14 protein-coding genes are annotated in these 14,393 nt (G+C 67.4%); 10 read left to right on the top strand and 4 right to left on the bottom strand.

From position 1 onward, the window contains the following. Positions 1-170: 170 nt before the first annotated feature. Positions 171-1,889: a cation:proton antiporter gene (locus LGM56_RS06280; protein WP_226203588.1), complete on the top strand. Its 1,719-nt coding sequence runs from the start codon at positions 171-173 to the stop codon at positions 1,887-1,889. A 211-nt stretch (positions 1,890-2,100) separates the two neighbouring features. Here LGM56_RS06280 and LGM56_RS06275 read toward each other — a convergent pair whose 3' ends face one another. Together LGM56_RS06275 and LGM56_RS06270 are read right to left on the bottom strand one after the other, a co-directional pair. Continuing rightward, complete coding sequence (locus LGM56_RS06275; RefSeq protein ID WP_226203586.1) at positions 2,101-3,999, bottom strand: peptidoglycan D,D-transpeptidase FtsI family protein; 1,899 nt, start codon at positions 3,997-3,999, stop codon at positions 2,101-2,103. Between the two features lie 409 nt (positions 4,000-4,408). Next, positions 4,409-4,753, bottom strand: a complete 345-nt coding sequence (locus LGM56_RS06270; RefSeq protein ID WP_089474731.1) for a DUF3564 family protein — start codon at positions 4,751-4,753, stop codon at positions 4,409-4,411. A 651-nt stretch (positions 4,754-5,404) separates the two neighbouring features. On the opposite strand from LGM56_RS06270, the gene LGM56_RS06265 reads away from it, so the two are divergent. Beyond that, complete coding sequence (locus LGM56_RS06265) at positions 5,405-6,616, top strand: SDR family oxidoreductase (RefSeq protein ID WP_226203584.1); 1,212 nt, start codon at positions 5,405-5,407, stop codon at positions 6,614-6,616. Positions 6,617-6,671: 55 nt separating this feature from the next. On the opposite strand, the gene hpaR is transcribed toward LGM56_RS06265, so the two are convergent. Beyond that, on the bottom strand, positions 6,672-7,112 hold the full coding sequence (gene hpaR / locus LGM56_RS06260) for a homoprotocatechuate degradation operon regulator HpaR (protein WP_039356885.1): 441 nt from the start codon (positions 7,110-7,112) through the stop codon (positions 6,672-6,674). Positions 7,113-7,264: 152 nt separating this feature from the next. On the opposite strand from hpaR, the gene LGM56_RS06255 reads away from it, so the two are divergent. Genes LGM56_RS06255 through hpaI form a run of 7 tightly spaced genes read left to right on the top strand, consistent with a single transcriptional unit; the run spans position 7,265 to position 13,161 of the window. Then, the gene (locus tag LGM56_RS06255; protein ID WP_226203582.1) at positions 7,265-7,954 is read left to right on the top strand and encodes a fumarylacetoacetate hydrolase family protein; all 690 of its coding nucleotides are present in this window, start codon (positions 7,265-7,267) and stop codon (positions 7,952-7,954) included. Continuing rightward, positions 7,951-8,715: a fumarylacetoacetate hydrolase family protein gene (locus LGM56_RS06250; protein WP_226203579.1), complete on the top strand. Its 765-nt coding sequence runs from the start codon at positions 7,951-7,953 to the stop codon at positions 8,713-8,715. Before LGM56_RS06255 ends, LGM56_RS06250 begins: the two co-directional genes overlap by 4 nt. Before the next feature lie 22 nt (positions 8,716-8,737). Beyond that, positions 8,738-10,201, top strand: coding sequence for a 5-carboxymethyl-2-hydroxymuconate semialdehyde dehydrogenase (gene hpaE / locus LGM56_RS06245; protein ID WP_226203577.1), 1,464 nt, complete (start codon positions 8,738-8,740; stop codon positions 10,199-10,201). A gap of 42 nt (positions 10,202-10,243) precedes the next feature. Beyond that, positions 10,244-11,092, top strand: coding sequence for a 3,4-dihydroxyphenylacetate 2,3-dioxygenase (gene hpaD, locus LGM56_RS06240; RefSeq protein ID WP_226203575.1), 849 nt, complete (start codon positions 10,244-10,246; stop codon positions 11,090-11,092). Between the two features lie 33 nt (positions 11,093-11,125). Further along, positions 11,126-11,518, top strand: a complete 393-nt coding sequence (locus LGM56_RS06235) for a 5-carboxymethyl-2-hydroxymuconate Delta-isomerase (RefSeq protein WP_226203573.1) — start codon at positions 11,126-11,128, stop codon at positions 11,516-11,518. A 20-nt stretch (positions 11,519-11,538) separates the two neighbouring features. After that, positions 11,539-12,342, top strand: coding sequence for a 2-oxo-hept-4-ene-1,7-dioate hydratase (gene hpaH / locus LGM56_RS06230; RefSeq protein ID WP_089427639.1), 804 nt, complete (start codon positions 11,539-11,541; stop codon positions 12,340-12,342). 12 nt (positions 12,343-12,354) lie between these two features. After that, the gene (hpaI, locus tag LGM56_RS06225) at positions 12,355-13,161 is read left to right on the top strand and encodes a 4-hydroxy-2-oxoheptanedioate aldolase (protein WP_226203571.1); all 807 of its coding nucleotides are present in this window, start codon (positions 12,355-12,357) and stop codon (positions 13,159-13,161) included. Between the two features lie 81 nt (positions 13,162-13,242). On the opposite strand, the gene LGM56_RS06220 is transcribed toward hpaI, so the two are convergent. Further along, positions 13,243-14,034 carry an AraC family transcriptional regulator gene (locus tag LGM56_RS06220; RefSeq protein WP_226203569.1) on the bottom strand — a complete coding sequence of 264 codons (792 nt, stop codon included), beginning with the start codon at positions 14,032-14,034 and terminating at the stop codon, positions 13,243-13,245. 95 nt (positions 14,035-14,129) lie between these two features. On the opposite strand from LGM56_RS06220, the gene LGM56_RS06215 reads away from it, so the two are divergent. Next, on the top strand, positions 14,130-14,381 hold the full coding sequence (locus LGM56_RS06215; RefSeq protein WP_089497096.1) for a hypothetical protein: 252 nt from the start codon (positions 14,130-14,132) through the stop codon (positions 14,379-14,381). The last annotated feature ends 12 nt before the right edge of the window (positions 14,382-14,393 follow it).

Genomic DNA, 14,393 nt, shown 5'->3' with positions numbered 1-14,393 from the left:
TCAAGGCGCCGCCGTATCCGCGCGGCGCCTTTTGTTTCGCCGGGGGTTGCACCCCGCAAAGGCGCGCCAATGCGTGAATTTTTCGCGGCGGCGCGCCATTTTTCCGCCTCATCCCTTATCCTTTCGTTCTTGAACCTTACTAAATAGTTACAAGAACTTCGGGAGGGGGGATGCCTCATGACGTCAGCCTGATTGCGTTGCTCGCGGCCGGTTTCGGTCTCGCGATGGTCTTCGGTTATTTCGCGTCGCTGTTGAAAATGCCGCCGCTCGTCGGCTATCTGCTCGCCGGGATCGTGATCGGCCCCGGCACGCCCGGCTTCGTCGGCGACCTGTCGCTCGCGCAGCAGCTCGCCGAAGTCGGCGTGATGCTGCTGATGTTCGGCGTCGGCCTGCATTTCTCGCTCGGCGATCTGCTCGCGGTGCGCAAGATCGCGCTGCCGGGCGCGATCGTCCAGATTACGGTGGCCACGCTGCTCGGCGGCGGGCTCGCGCTCACGTGGGGCTGGAGCATCGGCGCGGCGCTCGTGTTCGGGCTCGCGCTGTCGGTCGCGAGCACGGTGGTGCTGCTGCGTGCGCTCGAAGGGCGCGGGCTGGTCGAGACGGTCAACGGGCGCATCGCGGTCGGCTGGCTCGTCGTCGAGGATCTCGTGATGGTGCTCGTGCTGGTGCTGCTGCCGCCCGTCGCGGGGCTGCTCGGCGGCACGCCGCCCGGCGACGCGCAGGCGGCCGGCGGCAGCGTGTGGGGCACGCTCGGCGTCACGATGCTGAAGGTCGCGGCGTTCATCGCATTGATGCTGGTGGTCGGCAAGCGCGTGTTTCCGCGCATTCTGTGGCTCGTCGCGCGCACCGGCTCGCGCGAGCTGTTCACGCTGTGCATGATCGCGGCCGCGGTCGGCATCGCGTTCGGCGCGGCGAAGCTGTTCGACGTGTCGTTCGCGCTCGGCGCGTTCTTCGCCGGGATGATGATGCGCGAGTCGGAATTCAGCCGGCGCGCGGCCGACGAGACGCTGCCGCTGCGCGATGCGTTCTCGGTGCTGTTCTTCATCTCGGTCGGGATGCTGTTCGACCCGAAGATCCTGCTCGCGGAGCCGCTGCACGTGATCGAGGTCGCGGCGATCGTGGTGATCGGCAAGACGCTCGCGGCGGTCGCGCTCGTGATCGCGTTCCGCTATCCGCTGAATACCGCGCTGACGGTCGGCGCGGGGCTCGCGCAGATCGGCGAGTTCTCGTTCATCCTCGCCGGGCTCGGCCGCGCGCTCGGGCTGCTGTCGGCCGAGGGGCAGAGCCTGATTCTGGCCGTCGCGCTGATCTCGATCGCGATGAACACGCTGCTGTTCGCGATGATCGATCCGGCGCTCGCGTGGATCCGCAAGCATTCGGCGTTCGCGCGCAAGCTCGAGGCCCGCGACGATCCGCTCGCCGCGCTGCCGATGTCGACGCCGCAGACGCACCTGACCGGGCAGGTCGTGATCGTCGGCTACGGCAAGGTCGGTACCCGAATCGCGCACGCGCTGGACGAGCGCGGCATCGCGTATGTCGTCGTCGAGCAGAATCGCGAGCTCGTCGAGAAACTGCGTGAGGACGGTGTCGCGGCCGTGTCGGGCGACGCGATCGAGCCGATCGTGCTCGTGCAGGCGCATATCGCGCGCGCCGGGATGCTGGTCGTCACGCTGCCCGACGTGTTCGACGTGCGGCAGATCGTCGAGATCTCGCGCACCTTGAATCCGGCGCTCGAGGTCGTGCTGTGCACGAACAGCGGCGACGAGGCGTCGCTGCTGTCGAACGAGGGGATCGGCACCGTGTTCATGGGCGAGACCGAACTCGCGCGCGGGATGACCGAGCATGTGCTCGGCAGGATGACGAAGCCGGCGGTCGCAGCTTCGCATTGACGGCGCGCGGCATCGTGGGCAGGGCGCGGCGGCCCGGGTGGGCCGAGGCGCGTAAAAATGGCAGGAGGCGACGGCGGGAACGCTCAAATGATGCGCTGCGTTCCTGGATCGAATGACGGTGCCCGATGACGGGGAAGTCCGAGGCGGCGACGAGGCCGTCGGAGCGTGACGCGCGCGCCGGGACGGCGGCACGTCGCGCGGGCTGCGCCGATCAACCCGCCGCCGGGTTTGCCTGCGCCGGCGCGCTCGATGGCGAGGCAGTCTTCAGGGATGCGGCGGTTTTCGGCGCTGCGGCTGTCTTGGCCTGCGTCGCCGCCGCTTTCGGTGCAGCCACCGTCTTTTGCGGCGCAACGGCCTTCGCCGGCGGCGTCTTCTCGGGCTCGACCGGCGCGTCGGGCGGCACGCCGAGCAGTTGCAGCGAGCCGCTCGTGACCGACGCGAACACCGGGCCGGCCACCGTGCCGCCGTAGTAGCCCTTGCCGCGCGGCTCGTCGATCATCACCGCGACGATCAGGCGCGGGTTGCTCATCGGCGCCATCCCGGCGAACAGCGCGCGGTACTTGCCCTTCGCATAGGTCGCGCCGACCTGCTTGCGCGCGGTACCCGTCTTGCCGCCGATCCGGTAGCCGTCGACGCGCGCGCGGCGCCCCGTGCCGCCTTCGCCGACCGCCATCTCGAGCATCGAGCGGATCGCCGCGGCTGTTTGCGGCGACGTCACGCGGTGGCCGCGATGCGCGTCGATCGTCTGCTGGTCGGTACCGTTCTTCAGCAGCGACACCGGGTGCAGCGTGCCGTCGCCGGCATAGGCCGTGTAGGTTTGCGCGATCTGCAGCAGCGACATCGACAGGCCGTAGCCGTACGCCATCGTCGCCTGCTCGATCGGCCGCCAGCGCTTGTAGCCGCGCAGCCGGCCCGACGCGACGCCCGGGAACGTGAGTTCCGGCGCGCGGCCGATTCCGTATTCCTGGTATTTGTTCCAGATCGTTTCGGCAGGCAGGTTCAGCGCGAGCTTCGCGAGCGCGACGTTGCTCGACTTCTGCAGCGCCTGCGACACCGTCAGCGACCCGTGATTCGACGTGTCGTGGATCACGGCCGGGCCGATCTTGTAGGTGCCCGGCGACGTGTTGATGATCGTGTTCGGCGTGACCTTGCGCTCGTCGATCGACAGCGCGACGACGAGCGGCTTGATCGTCGAGCCCGGCTCGAACGTGTCGATCACCGCGCGGTTGCGCAACTGCTGGCCGGTGAGGCGCGCGCGGTCGTTCGGGTCGAAGGTCGGATAGTTCGCGAGCGCGAGGATTTCGCCGTTCTGCGCGTCGAGCACCACGACGCTGCCGGCCACCGCGTTGTTCTCGACCACGGCCGCCTTGAGCTGGCTGAACGCGAGCTGCTGGATGCGGCGGTCGATCGTCAGTTCGATCGTTGCGCCGTGCTGCGCCGGGACGAGCGGGCGCGTGTCCGACACGATACGGCCGAGCCGGTCGCGGATCACCTCGCGCTGCCCGGACGTGCCCACCAGGCGCGCATTCGCCGCGAGCTCGACGCCTTCCTGCCCCTTGTCCTCGACGTTCGTGAAGCCGACCACGTGCGCGGCCGATTCGCCTTCCGGGTAGAAACGCTTCGAATCGGCGATCTGCGTGATGCCGTCGATCGCGAGCTTGTCGAGCTTGCCCGCTGTTTCCGCGTCGACCTGCCGCTTGAGCAGCACGAACGTCTTGTCGTTGCCGAGGCGCCGCTTGACCTCGACGAGCGGCATGTCGAGCAGCTTCGAGATCTGCGGGTAATCGGTGTCGGCGACCTGCTTCGGGTTCGCCCAGATTTCATAGGTCGACAGGCTGACGGCAAGCATCGCGCCGTTGCGGTCGACGATGCGCCCGCGCGTCGCATCGAGCTCGATCGTGCGCTGGTAGCGTTTCTGACCCTGGCCGACGTAGAACTCCTTGTTCGCGACCTGCACCCAGAAGGCGCGGCCGATCAGCGCGGCGAACGCGAGGAACACGATGATCACGATCAGCTTCGAGCGCCACATCGGCAGGCGTGACGCAAGCATCGGATGCTTGGTCGCGGCCGCGTACGGATCGGCGGGGTGGGTCTTCTTTTTCACGCTCATGCAATGGCCGGGTCGGGCCGCCCGGGGGCGGCGAGTCAGTCTGAATAATGCGATTGTAATAAATGAGTAATCGCCGTGTGGGGAAAGTATGTTCCGGCCCCGAGAAAACGCGGGTATCGGCGCGCTGACACCGGGTGAAAAAGGGGGAGTGAGCGACATTTTCCCGAAGCAGGTGACGATGAAACTCGGGTGACTTGCGACGTGCAGAACGGGGGGCGGCCGGGGATTTCAGGTATGGATCGAGGCCGGTCCCCCGGTGTGCGATCAATTGACCGGCCCGCGGTTATTTCTTTAAACCGGAAAATGAAAAACGCCCCGAAGTGGGGCGCCGTTAATGCTGAATATCGAAATGAATATCGCTGAAACCGGAATAAACCCGAAAACCGCAGACGAATTACATCGATAATTTCTATCGGGCGACGGAAATGAATTCCCGGTATTCCGGCTCGCTCGTGCAACGATCGACAGCCTGCAGTCGCCACGCGCCGGGGTGATTGCCGGCGAGCACCGCGGGGCCCTGTTCGCGCTGGGTCGCATCGAACGACAGTCCCTTCAACTGGCACACGGCATTCCCGCTGTCGGCCGCGCAGAGCGCCATTGCGCCCTCGACGTCGCGGACCTTGCCCCAGGTCGGAAGATCCATGCCCTGATGTGCCTCGCGCGACCACAGGCCCTCGTCGGTATCGACCCACAGTACCGCGAAGGCATGCCGGGTTGCCGATTCGCTGCCATTAATCCGAATGGTGAGGCGCATTGTGATCGTCTCCTAAAAAAATGACACATTCGACCGTTTTGACTTGATCAGTCTAGATAGACTGGTGTGAAACGCAAGTGATAATCCGCAATAAATTCATAGCGAGTCCATTGCGATTTCAGATGGAACGACGTCTGACGATTCATGGTTATTCCGGCCGGGCACGCGCAAACACATGCGTACCGGCGATCGCGGTGCCGATGGGGGGCGGCCGATCATCGAGACATGGGATGACAGGGCCGCGAGGCGCGTCGATCTGTCGCGCAGGACCCGCCGGGGAAACCGGGCCGACCGGGGCGGCACCGCACCGTCGAAACGCGGGCCGGTCGGATGTTGGGGCAGGTTGACGGCGCGCCCGGTACGACACACTCCGACAATCCCATACAAATCGGCACACTTTCACGAAACTTTCGGGACAGACTTGCCTGCGGTCGGGCCCCACACTGGAATCTTCCCGATCCAGTGCCGCGGACGCCCGTCCTCGGCGGCTGCCGCCGCCTCGTGCCAGAGACGCGATCGACGCGATCGCGGGCCGCACGCCCGATCGGGACGGCCGGGGCGCGCGTCAGGCCCCGGCCCGGCCGGTGAGCCGTGCGCAGCCCGCAACCGCGGGCGTCGCGCCGCCCGGCCGACTCTTCGAAGGAGAATATCGTGCTGATCTGGAAAACCGCGTTGTCGCTCAACTGGCGGACGAGCCTCGTGTCGCCGGCCAGCGCACCGGTCGCGGCGGCGAACGTCGGGCGGCTGGTGCTGACCGGCGCAACCGGCTTCATCGGCAGTACCGTGCTGACGGCGCTCGTCAATGCGGGGCTGCTCGAGCGCATCGTCTGCGTCGTGCGGGCGCAGGATCGCGGCCACGCCGTCGCGCGGCTGCGCGAAGCGGCGCTGCGCGCGGGGCTGGCGCCGTACTGGGCGTCGCGCCTGACCGATGCGAACGTGATCGTCGGTGCGCTCGGCGACGTGTGGCAGGGCGCCGACGCGCCGCGCCTCGCCGCCGCGACGCACGTGATTCATTGCGCAGGCCATGCGTCGCCGGCCGACGGCGCGCACCTGCGCGCCGACATCGCCGATGCGGTGCGCTTCGCCGAGCGCTTCGCCCGGGCGCCGCGCCTGCAGCGCTTCGTGTACGTCGGCACGGCCTATGCGCATGCGGGCCGCGGCGGCATCGTGCAGGAAGAAGCCGCGGCCGCTGCGGCGAACGACGGCGCGCGCGACGCAGAAGGCCTGCCGGGCGCGGTGCTCGCGGCGGACTACCTGCATGCGAAGGCCGAGACCGAGCAGCGGCTGCGGGCGCTCGGGCTGCCGCTCGTCGTGGTGCGGCCGTCGCATGTGGTCGGCCACACGGTGCTCGGCACGCGGCCCGCGCCGAATTCGTTCTGGATGTTCCGGCTCGCGCATGCCGCGCGCCGCTTCACCGCGCGGCCGATGACCCGCATCGACATCGTGTCGGTGGACGACGTGGCGCGTGCGACGATGCTGCTGGCCGTCAAGCCGACGCTCGCGCACGACCTGTATCACGTGTCGGCCGGCGACGAGGCGCCGCAGGTCGCGCAGATCGTGCGTGCGATGGACGAGGCGGCGGGGATGACGGGCGCGCCGCGCTACGCGGCGTGTGCGCCGGCCGAGTTGCCGCTCGTGGTGCGCGATGTGCTGGGGCGGACCGATCCGGCACTCGAACGGGTGATCGGCCGGGCACTGCAGCGCTGCGGGGAATTCGCGACGGTCGATCGCGTGTTCGACAACCGCCGCGTGCGCGACGAAATCGATTTCGAGCCGCTGCCGTTCATCGACTACGTCGAGGAATGCATGCGCACGTCGCGCGGCGTGGCCGTGACCGAGCTGATCCGCGGCACGGTGCACTGATCGCCCGCGCCGCACCGGCGCCCGTTCCCGCGGTTGGCGGAAACGGGCGCCGTTTTCACGTGTTGCCGCCGAGCTCGATGAGCCGGTCGAGCGCGCGGTAGATGTCTTCGAGGCCGTCCTGGCCGAACCGCGATTCGAGCTGCCGGTACTGCTCGTCGATCCGCGGACCGATTTCCGTGACCAGTTTCCTGCTTTGCGGTGTCAGGCTGACCAGCAGCCGGCGCTGATCTTCCTGCGCGCGCGTGCGCGTGATCAGGCCGTCGCGCTCCATCCGTTCCAGCACGCCGGTCAGGCTCGGGCTCAGGATGCAGCAGCGCCGCGCGATCTGTCCCGCTTCGAGCGCCTGCGCCGGTTCGCCGTCGAGCACGCGGATGATCCGCCATTGCTGTTCGGTCAGCGCGAATTCCTTGAGAATGGGGCGAAACAGACCCATCAGCGTTTCGCGGGCCTCGAGCAGCAGCATGGCCAGGTTGCGGTGGTCGAGCGTACGGTTCATCGGGGAGAGCGGAGGACGGGGACGCATCAATCTTAACAGCCGCGGGTAGTGAATTTCGCGTATCAGGGTAATCGAGGTTGCCAGCGTTCGATTGTTTACTTAAGATATTAACTATTGACGATGCGCCGCGACGCGCGGCAGGGGAATGACGCATGGAGCTGTCTTGCACGACCGCCGCGGCGCCGCCGTTGCCGGTCGCCATCGGTACGGTCTACGGTGCGCTGCTCAACGAGCGCGCGGCGCTCGACGCGCTCGGCGATGCCGTTAACGCACCGCCTTACGGCCGCCCGCCGCAGGCGCCGATCCTGTACATCAAGCCCGCCAACACGCATGCGAGCGACGGCGCGGCCGTCGTCGTGCCGGCCGGCGTCGACGCGCTGGAGATCGGTGCGTCGGTGGCCGTCGTGTTTGCTCGCCGCGCGACGCGCGTGCCGGCCGAACGCGCGCTCGACTATGTGCACGGCTTCACGCTCGCAAGCGATGTGTCGGTGCCGCACCCGGATTACTACCGTCCGGCCGTGCGCTTCAAGTGCCGCGACGGTTTCTGCCCGCTGGGCCCGGCCATCGTGCCGGCGTCTGCGCTGGGCGAGGTCGACGCGATCGGCCTGACCGTGCGGATCGATGGCGAGGTGGCCGTGTCTGCCTCGACGGCCACGCTGATTCGGCCCGTGCGTGAGCTGATCGCCGACGTGACGGCGTTCATGTCCTTCGACGCGGGCGATGTCCTGCTGCTCGGCGTTGCCGGCGGCGCACCGCGCGCCCGCGCGGGCAGCACGATCGAGATTTCGGCCGCCGGCATCGGCACGTTGCGGCACACGCTGATCGCGGAGGAAGCACGATGAAGACGGCGCGCGTGATCTACAACGGCGCACTGCATGCGGCCGAACCGGCCGGCGACGGTGCGATCCGCCTCGATACGGGGCGCGTCGTCGCGGAAGAGGCGGTCGAATGGCTGCCGCCCGTCGCACCGCGCACGACGTTCGCGCTCGGCCTCAACTACGCCGACCACGCGAAGGAACTCGCGTTCAAGGCGCCGAGCGAGCCGCTGATCTTCCTGAAGGGGCCGAACACGTTCATCGGCCACCGGTCGCGCACCGTGCGCCCGGCGGATGCCGCCCACATGCATTACGAGTGCGAACTGGCCGTCGTGATCGGCCGGCCCGCGCGCAACGTGAGCCGCGCGCAGGCGCTCGACTACGTGGCCGGCTATACGGTCGCGAACGACTACGCGATCCGCGACTATCTCGAGAACTACTACCGCCCGAACCTGCGCGTGAAGAACCGCGACACCTGCACGCCGCTCGGCCCGTGGTTCGTCAGCCGCGACGAGATCGGCGATGCGGGCGACCTGACGCTGCGCACGACGGTGAACGGCCAGGAGACCCAACGCGGCAGCACGCGCGACATGATTTTCGACGTGCCCGCGCTGATCGAGCACATCAGCGGCTTCATGACGCTCTCGCCGGGCGACCTGATCCTGACCGGCACACCCGAGGGGCTGGCGGACACGAAACCGGGCGACGAGGTCGTGACCGAGATCGAAGGGATTGGCCGGCTCGTGAACACGATCGTCGGCGAAGCAGACTACTATCGCGCCGGCTGAGCCCGTCGCCCAAGGAGAGAGCATGACCATCAAGCACTGGATCGACGGCCGCGAAGTCGAGAGCCGCGAGACGTTCACGACGCTGAATCCCGCGACGGGCGAGGTCATCACCGACGTCGCGTCGGGCGGCGAGGCCGAAGTCGATGCGGCTGTGCGCGCCGCGAAGGAAGCGTTCCCGAAATGGGCGAACATGCCCGCCAAGGAGCGCGCGAAGCTGATGCGCAAGCTCGGCGAGCTGATCGAGAAGAACGTGCCGATGCTCGCGGCGCTGGAGACGCAGGACACCGGCCTGCCGATCGCGCAGACGAGCAAGCAGCTGATTCCGCGCGCGTCCGAGAACTTCAACTTCTTCGCGGAAGTGTGCGTGCAGATGAACGGCCGCACTTATCCGGTCGACGACCAGATGCTGAACTACACGCTGTACCAGCCGGTCGGCGTGTGTGCGCTGGTGTCGCCGTGGAACGTGCCGTTCATGACCGCGACGTGGAAGACGGCGCCGTGTCTCGCGCTCGGCAACACGGCCGTGCTGAAGATGTCGGAACTGTCGCCGCTGACGGCCGACCAGCTCGGCCGCCTCGCGCTCGAAGCCGGCATTCCGCCCGGCGTGCTCAACGTCGTGCAGGGTTATGGCGCGACGGCCGGCGATGCACTCGTGCGCCATCCGGACGTGCGTGCGGTGTCGTTTACCGGCGGCACGGTGACCGGCAAGCGGATCATGGAGCGTGCCGGTCTCAAGAAGTATTCGATGGAGCTCGGCGGCAAGTCGCCGGTGCTGATCTTCGACGACGCCGATTTCGATCGCGCGCTCGACGCGTCGCTGTTCACGATCTTCTCGATCAACGGCGAACGCTGCACGGCCGGCTCGCGGATTTTCGTGCAGCGCACGATCTACGACCGCTTCGTGCAGGAATTCGCGCGCCGCGCGAACAACCTGGTGGTCGGCGATCCGTCCGATCCCGCCACGAATCTCGGCGCGATGATCACGCGCCAGCACTGGGAGAAGGTGACGGGCTATATCCGCATCGGCGAGCAGGAAGGCGCGCGCGTGGTCGCGGGCGGCGCGGACAAGCCGGCGGGCCTGCCCGACCATCTGCGCAACGGCAACTTCGTGCGGCCGACCGTGCTGGCCGACGTCGACAACCGGATGCGTGTCGCGCAGGAAGAGATCTTCGGGCCGGTCGCGTGCCTGATCCCGTTCGAGGACGAGGAAGAAGGGCTGCGGCTCGCGAACGATACGTCGTACGGGCTTGCCTCGTACATCTGGACGCAGGATGTCGGCAAGGTGCATCGCCTCGCACGCGGCATCGAGGCCGGGATGGTGTTCGTGAACAGCCAGAACGTGCGGGATCTGCGCCAGCCGTTCGGCGGCGTGAAGGAGTCGGGCACCGGGCGCGAGGGCGGCGAATACAGCTTCGAGGTGTTCGCGGAAATCAAGAACGTGTGCATCTCGATGGGTTCGCACCACATTCCGCGCTGGGGCGTGTAACGGGCGACGGCAGCACGAAAGAACCATACGGAGACTTGAACGATGGGCAAACTGTCCCTCGCCGCGAAAATCACGCACGTGCCGTCGATGTACCTGTCGGAACTGCCCGGCAGGCATCACGGCTGCCGCGAAGCGGCGATCCGCGGCCATCAACTGATCGGCGAGCGCTGCCGCGCGCTCGGCGTCGACACGATCGTCGTGTCGGACGTGCACTGGCTCGTCAACGCCGGCTATCACGTGAACTGCAATGCGCAGTTCTCGGGCACGTACACGAGCAACGAGCTGCCGCATTTCATCCGCGACATGCAGTACGCCTATCCGGGCAACCCGGCGCTCGGCCGGCTGATCGCCGAGACGGCCACCGAGCGCGGGATCGCGACCCGCGCGCACGAGATCGACAGCCTCGAACTCGAATACGGCACGCTGGTGCCGATGCGCTACATGAACGCCGACCAGCACTTCAAGGTCGTGTCGATCGCCGGCTGGTGCATGTGGCATCAGCTCGACGAAAGCCGCCGCTTCGGCGAGGCGCTGCTCGAAGCGATCGAGAAGAGCGACTCGAACGTCGCGTTCCTCGCGAGCGGGTCGCTGTCGCACCGATTCAACGACAACGGCAGTCCCGAGGAATCGATCCACGAGATCAGCCGCGAATTCTTCCGGCAGGTCGACCTGCGCGTGGTCGAGCTGTGGAAGCAGGGGGACTTCAAGACCTTCTGCGCGATGCTGCCCGAGTACAACACGAATTGCCACGGCGAAGGCGGGATGCACGACACCGCGATGCTGCTCGGCTTGCTCGGCTGGGATCGCTACGACAAGCCCGTCGAGATCGTCACCGACTATTTCGCGAGTTCGGGCACCGGGCAGATCAATGCGATCTTTCCGCTCGCCTGAGCGCTGCGCCACGCCTTCGACAGGAGACCCGCCATGCCCCATATCGTCGTCGAATACACCGCGAACATCCGCGACGACGCGCGCATTCCCGCGCTGCTGCGCACGATCAACGCCACGCTGATCGCGCAGGGCGGCGTGTTCCCGACGGGCGGCATCCGCTCGCGCGCGATCGAGCTGCAGGACTATTGCGTGGCCGACGGCACGGAGGACGATGCGTTCGTCCACGTGACGCTCAAGATCGGCTCGGGCCGTACCGACGAGCAGAAAAAGGCCGCGTGCGACGCCCTGTTCGACGCGATCAACGCGCATTTCGCGGAGTTGTACGCAAATCGCTATCTGGCGCTGTCGATGGAACTGACCGAGTTCAGCGAAAGCGGCTCGTACAAGCACAACAACATCCATGCCCGCTACAAGCGGGCCGGCTGAACCCCATTCCCGATCCGACCATGCTCGAACCCGCCATCATCGACCAGCTCGCGCAGCGTCTGCACGACGCCGAGCGCGAGCGCAAGCAGATCCGCCAGATCTCGCTCGACCATCCCGACATCACGATCGACGACGCGTACGCGATCCAGCGCACGTGGGTCGCCCTCAAGCTCGCGGAAGGCCGCACGCTGAAGGGCCATAAGATCGGCTTGACGTCGAAGGCGATGCAGAACACGTCGCAGATCGACGAGCCGGACTACGGCGCGCTGCTCGACGACATGTTCTTCGCCGACGGCGGCACGATTCCCACCGGCCGCTTCATCGTGCCGCGCGTCGAGGTCGAGCTCGCGTTCGTGCTCGGCAAGCGGCTCACCGGCCCGGACTGCACGATCTTCGACGTGTACGACGCAGTCGACTACGTGGTGCCGGCGCTCGAGATCATCGACGCGCGCAGCCAGTCGATCGACCCCGACACGAAGCGGCCGCGCAAGGTGTTCGACACGATCGCCGACAACGCGGCGAACGCGGGCGTCGTGATCGGCGGGCGGCCGGTGAAACCGCAGGACGTCGACCTGCGCTGGGTCGCGGCGATCATGTCGCGTAATGGCGTGGTCGAGGAAACGGGCGTTGCGGCTGGTGTGCTGAACCATCCGGCGAACGGCGTTGCGTGGCTCGCGAACCGGCTGGCGCGCTTCGATGTCGCGCTGGAGCCTGGGCAGATCGTGCTCGGCGGTTCGTTCACGCGGCCGTGCGCGGCGCGGCCGGGCGACACGTTCAGCGTCGACTACGGCCCGCTCGGGACGATCCAGTGCTACTTCGAATGAGGTGAGCGAGCGATGCAGATTCCTTCGAATGTATTCAAGGCCGCGCTCGCGTGTGGCGACGCGCAGATCGGGCTGTGGCTCGGGCTCGCGAATCCGTACAGCGCCGAGGTGGTTGCGGGCGCCGGTTTCGACTGGCTGCTGATCGACGGCGAGCATGCGCCGAACACGGTGCCGACGATTCTCGCGCAACTTCAGGCGATCGCGCCGTATCCATCGCATCCGGTCGTGCGCGTGCCGTGGAACGATCCGGTGATCGTCAAGCAGGTGCTCGACCTCGGCGCGCAGACGTTGCTGGTGCCGATGGTGCAGAGCGCCGACGAGGCGCGCGCGGCGGTGGCGGCGACGCGTTATCCGCCGCATGGCATTCGAGGTGTCGGCAGCGCGCTGGCGCGTGCGTCGCGGTGGAATCGCGTCGGTGACTACCTGCATCGCGCGAACGACGAGATGGCCGTGCTCGTGCAGGTCGAGACGCGGGCGGGACTCGACGCGATCGATGCGATTGCGCGGGTCGAAGGTGTGGACGGCGTGTTCATCGGGCCGGCGGATCTCGCTGCTGATCTCGGGCATCTCGGCAATCCGGGGCATCCGGATGTGCAGGCGGCAATTGACGGCGCGATCCGGACGATCAAGGCGGCCGGCAAGGCGCCGGGGATTTTGAGCGCCGATGAGGCGGCTGCGCGGCGCTATCTGGAGGCGGGGGCGTTGTTCGTCGCGGTCGGGGTGGATACGACACTGCTGGCAAGGGGCGCGGAGCGGTTGGCTGCGCTGTTCAAGGGGGAGGGGGAAGCGGCCGTGAAGAAGGGCGACGGGACGTATTGACCCGATGGCAGAGGCTGGCGTGTTCCGTCTACCGGGCGCGAGCCTTCCGCACGGCGGATTCGCATCTGCAGGTCGCCACGCTCATTCCTCTCCACGGCGCCCTGTTTCCATATACCTCCCCGGCGTCGTCCCCAACGCGCGCCGGAACATGTCGATGAACGCGCTCACGTTGTCGTACCCGAGATCGAGCGCGATCGTCGTCACCGGCACGCCGTCGGCAATGCGCTCCAGCGCCCGCAGCAGCCTGGCCTGCTGACGCCACTGCGCGAACGTCAGCCCTGTCTCCGCGACGAAGCGGCGGCTCATCGTCCTCGCGCTGATGCCGGCCCATTCGGCCCATTCCTCCAGCCGCCGGTTGTCCGCTAGATCGGCGGCAAGCGCATCGGTGATCTTCATCAGCCGCGGATCTTGCGGCCGCACCAGCCCCAGCGCCTCGATTTCCGATGACGCGATTTCATCGAGGATCACGTCGGCGATCCGCGTCCGAGCGGCATCCAGCGCCGAACCCTCCCAACTCGCCGCCCGCTGCACGGCCTCGCGCAGCAGCGGCGTCGTGCGGATCGCGCGCGGCGTATCCGGCAGCGCCGCGCAGCGTGCTTCGGCAACGAACGCCGACCAGCCGGAAATCGGTCCGAACGAGCGCAGCGAATGCCGGCAATGCGGCGGAATCCAGATTGCATGGATCGCCGGCACGACCCAGTCCTGATCGTCGAGACCGATCGTCAGCAGCCCGCTCAGCGCGCCGACGAGCTGGCCGCGCGCGTGCGAGTGGGGTGGCGTCACGCGAGGATCGCGTTGCGACAGGACAGCCGCGACGACGAACGGACCGTCGTCGGACGTGACGAATCGGGCGGGCAGGAGGGGATCGGACATGGCCGGATAGCGGTATCGAATGGCCGTTATACCGGAGATCGGCCGAATTCGCACGCCTACACTGCATCCATCGATGACAACCGGAGTACGACACGATGCGAGCCGAACAGATGCTTCCCGACCATGCCGACCGGATCGAGGCCGACGGAACGACGATCCGCAAGGGCACCGTCGGCGCGTTCCTGGTCAACGCGCGAGTGCTGACCGACCCGAACGCCGCGCCTGCCGACCGGGCGCGCGCGGAAGCCGACACGATCGACGCGTTGCCCGCGTTGCGCGCACTTGGCCTGTTCGACGTGCTGGACGTACGCGATCCCGCGCTGCGCGCGTGGCTCGAAGCGCATTGACACGCGCCGGAA

The organism is Burkholderia sp. AU38729 (assembly GCF_020419725.1).
Classification (GTDB): Bacteria; Pseudomonadota; Gammaproteobacteria; order Burkholderiales; family Burkholderiaceae; genus Burkholderia.
Note: the sequence above shows the minus strand (reverse complement) of the source record. Positions and strands in the feature narration are given on the sequence as shown.

Excerpts from the sequence above, each read along its gene's own strand:
- LGM56_RS06280 (WP_226203588.1), top strand. The coding sequence starts at position 171 with ATGCCTCATGACGTCAGCCTGATTGCGTTGCTCGCGGCCGGTTTCGGT.
- LGM56_RS06275 (WP_226203586.1), bottom strand. The coding sequence starts at position 3,999 with ATGAGCGTGAAAAAGAAGACCCACCCCGCCGATCCGTACGCGGCCGCG.
- LGM56_RS06270 (WP_089474731.1), bottom strand. The coding sequence starts at position 4,753 with ATGCGCCTCACCATTCGGATTAATGGCAGCGAATCGGCAACCCGGCAT.
- hpaR (WP_039356885.1), bottom strand. The coding sequence starts at position 7,112 with ATGAACCGTACGCTCGACCACCGCAACCTGGCCATGCTGCTGCTCGAG.
- LGM56_RS06255 (WP_226203582.1), top strand. The coding sequence starts at position 7,265 with ATGGAGCTGTCTTGCACGACCGCCGCGGCGCCGCCGTTGCCGGTCGCC.
- LGM56_RS06250 (WP_226203579.1), top strand. The coding sequence starts at position 7,951 with ATGAAGACGGCGCGCGTGATCTACAACGGCGCACTGCATGCGGCCGAA.
- hpaE (WP_226203577.1), top strand. The coding sequence starts at position 8,738 with ATGACCATCAAGCACTGGATCGACGGCCGCGAAGTCGAGAGCCGCGAG.
- hpaD (WP_226203575.1), top strand. The coding sequence starts at position 10,244 with ATGGGCAAACTGTCCCTCGCCGCGAAAATCACGCACGTGCCGTCGATG.
- LGM56_RS06235 (WP_226203573.1), top strand. The coding sequence starts at position 11,126 with ATGCCCCATATCGTCGTCGAATACACCGCGAACATCCGCGACGACGCG.
- hpaH (WP_089427639.1), top strand. The coding sequence starts at position 11,539 with ATGCTCGAACCCGCCATCATCGACCAGCTCGCGCAGCGTCTGCACGAC.
- hpaI (WP_226203571.1), top strand. The coding sequence starts at position 12,355 with ATGCAGATTCCTTCGAATGTATTCAAGGCCGCGCTCGCGTGTGGCGAC.
- LGM56_RS06220 (WP_226203569.1), bottom strand. The coding sequence starts at position 14,034 with ATGTCCGATCCCCTCCTGCCCGCCCGATTCGTCACGTCCGACGACGGT.
- LGM56_RS06215 (WP_089497096.1), top strand. The coding sequence starts at position 14,130 with ATGCGAGCCGAACAGATGCTTCCCGACCATGCCGACCGGATCGAGGCC.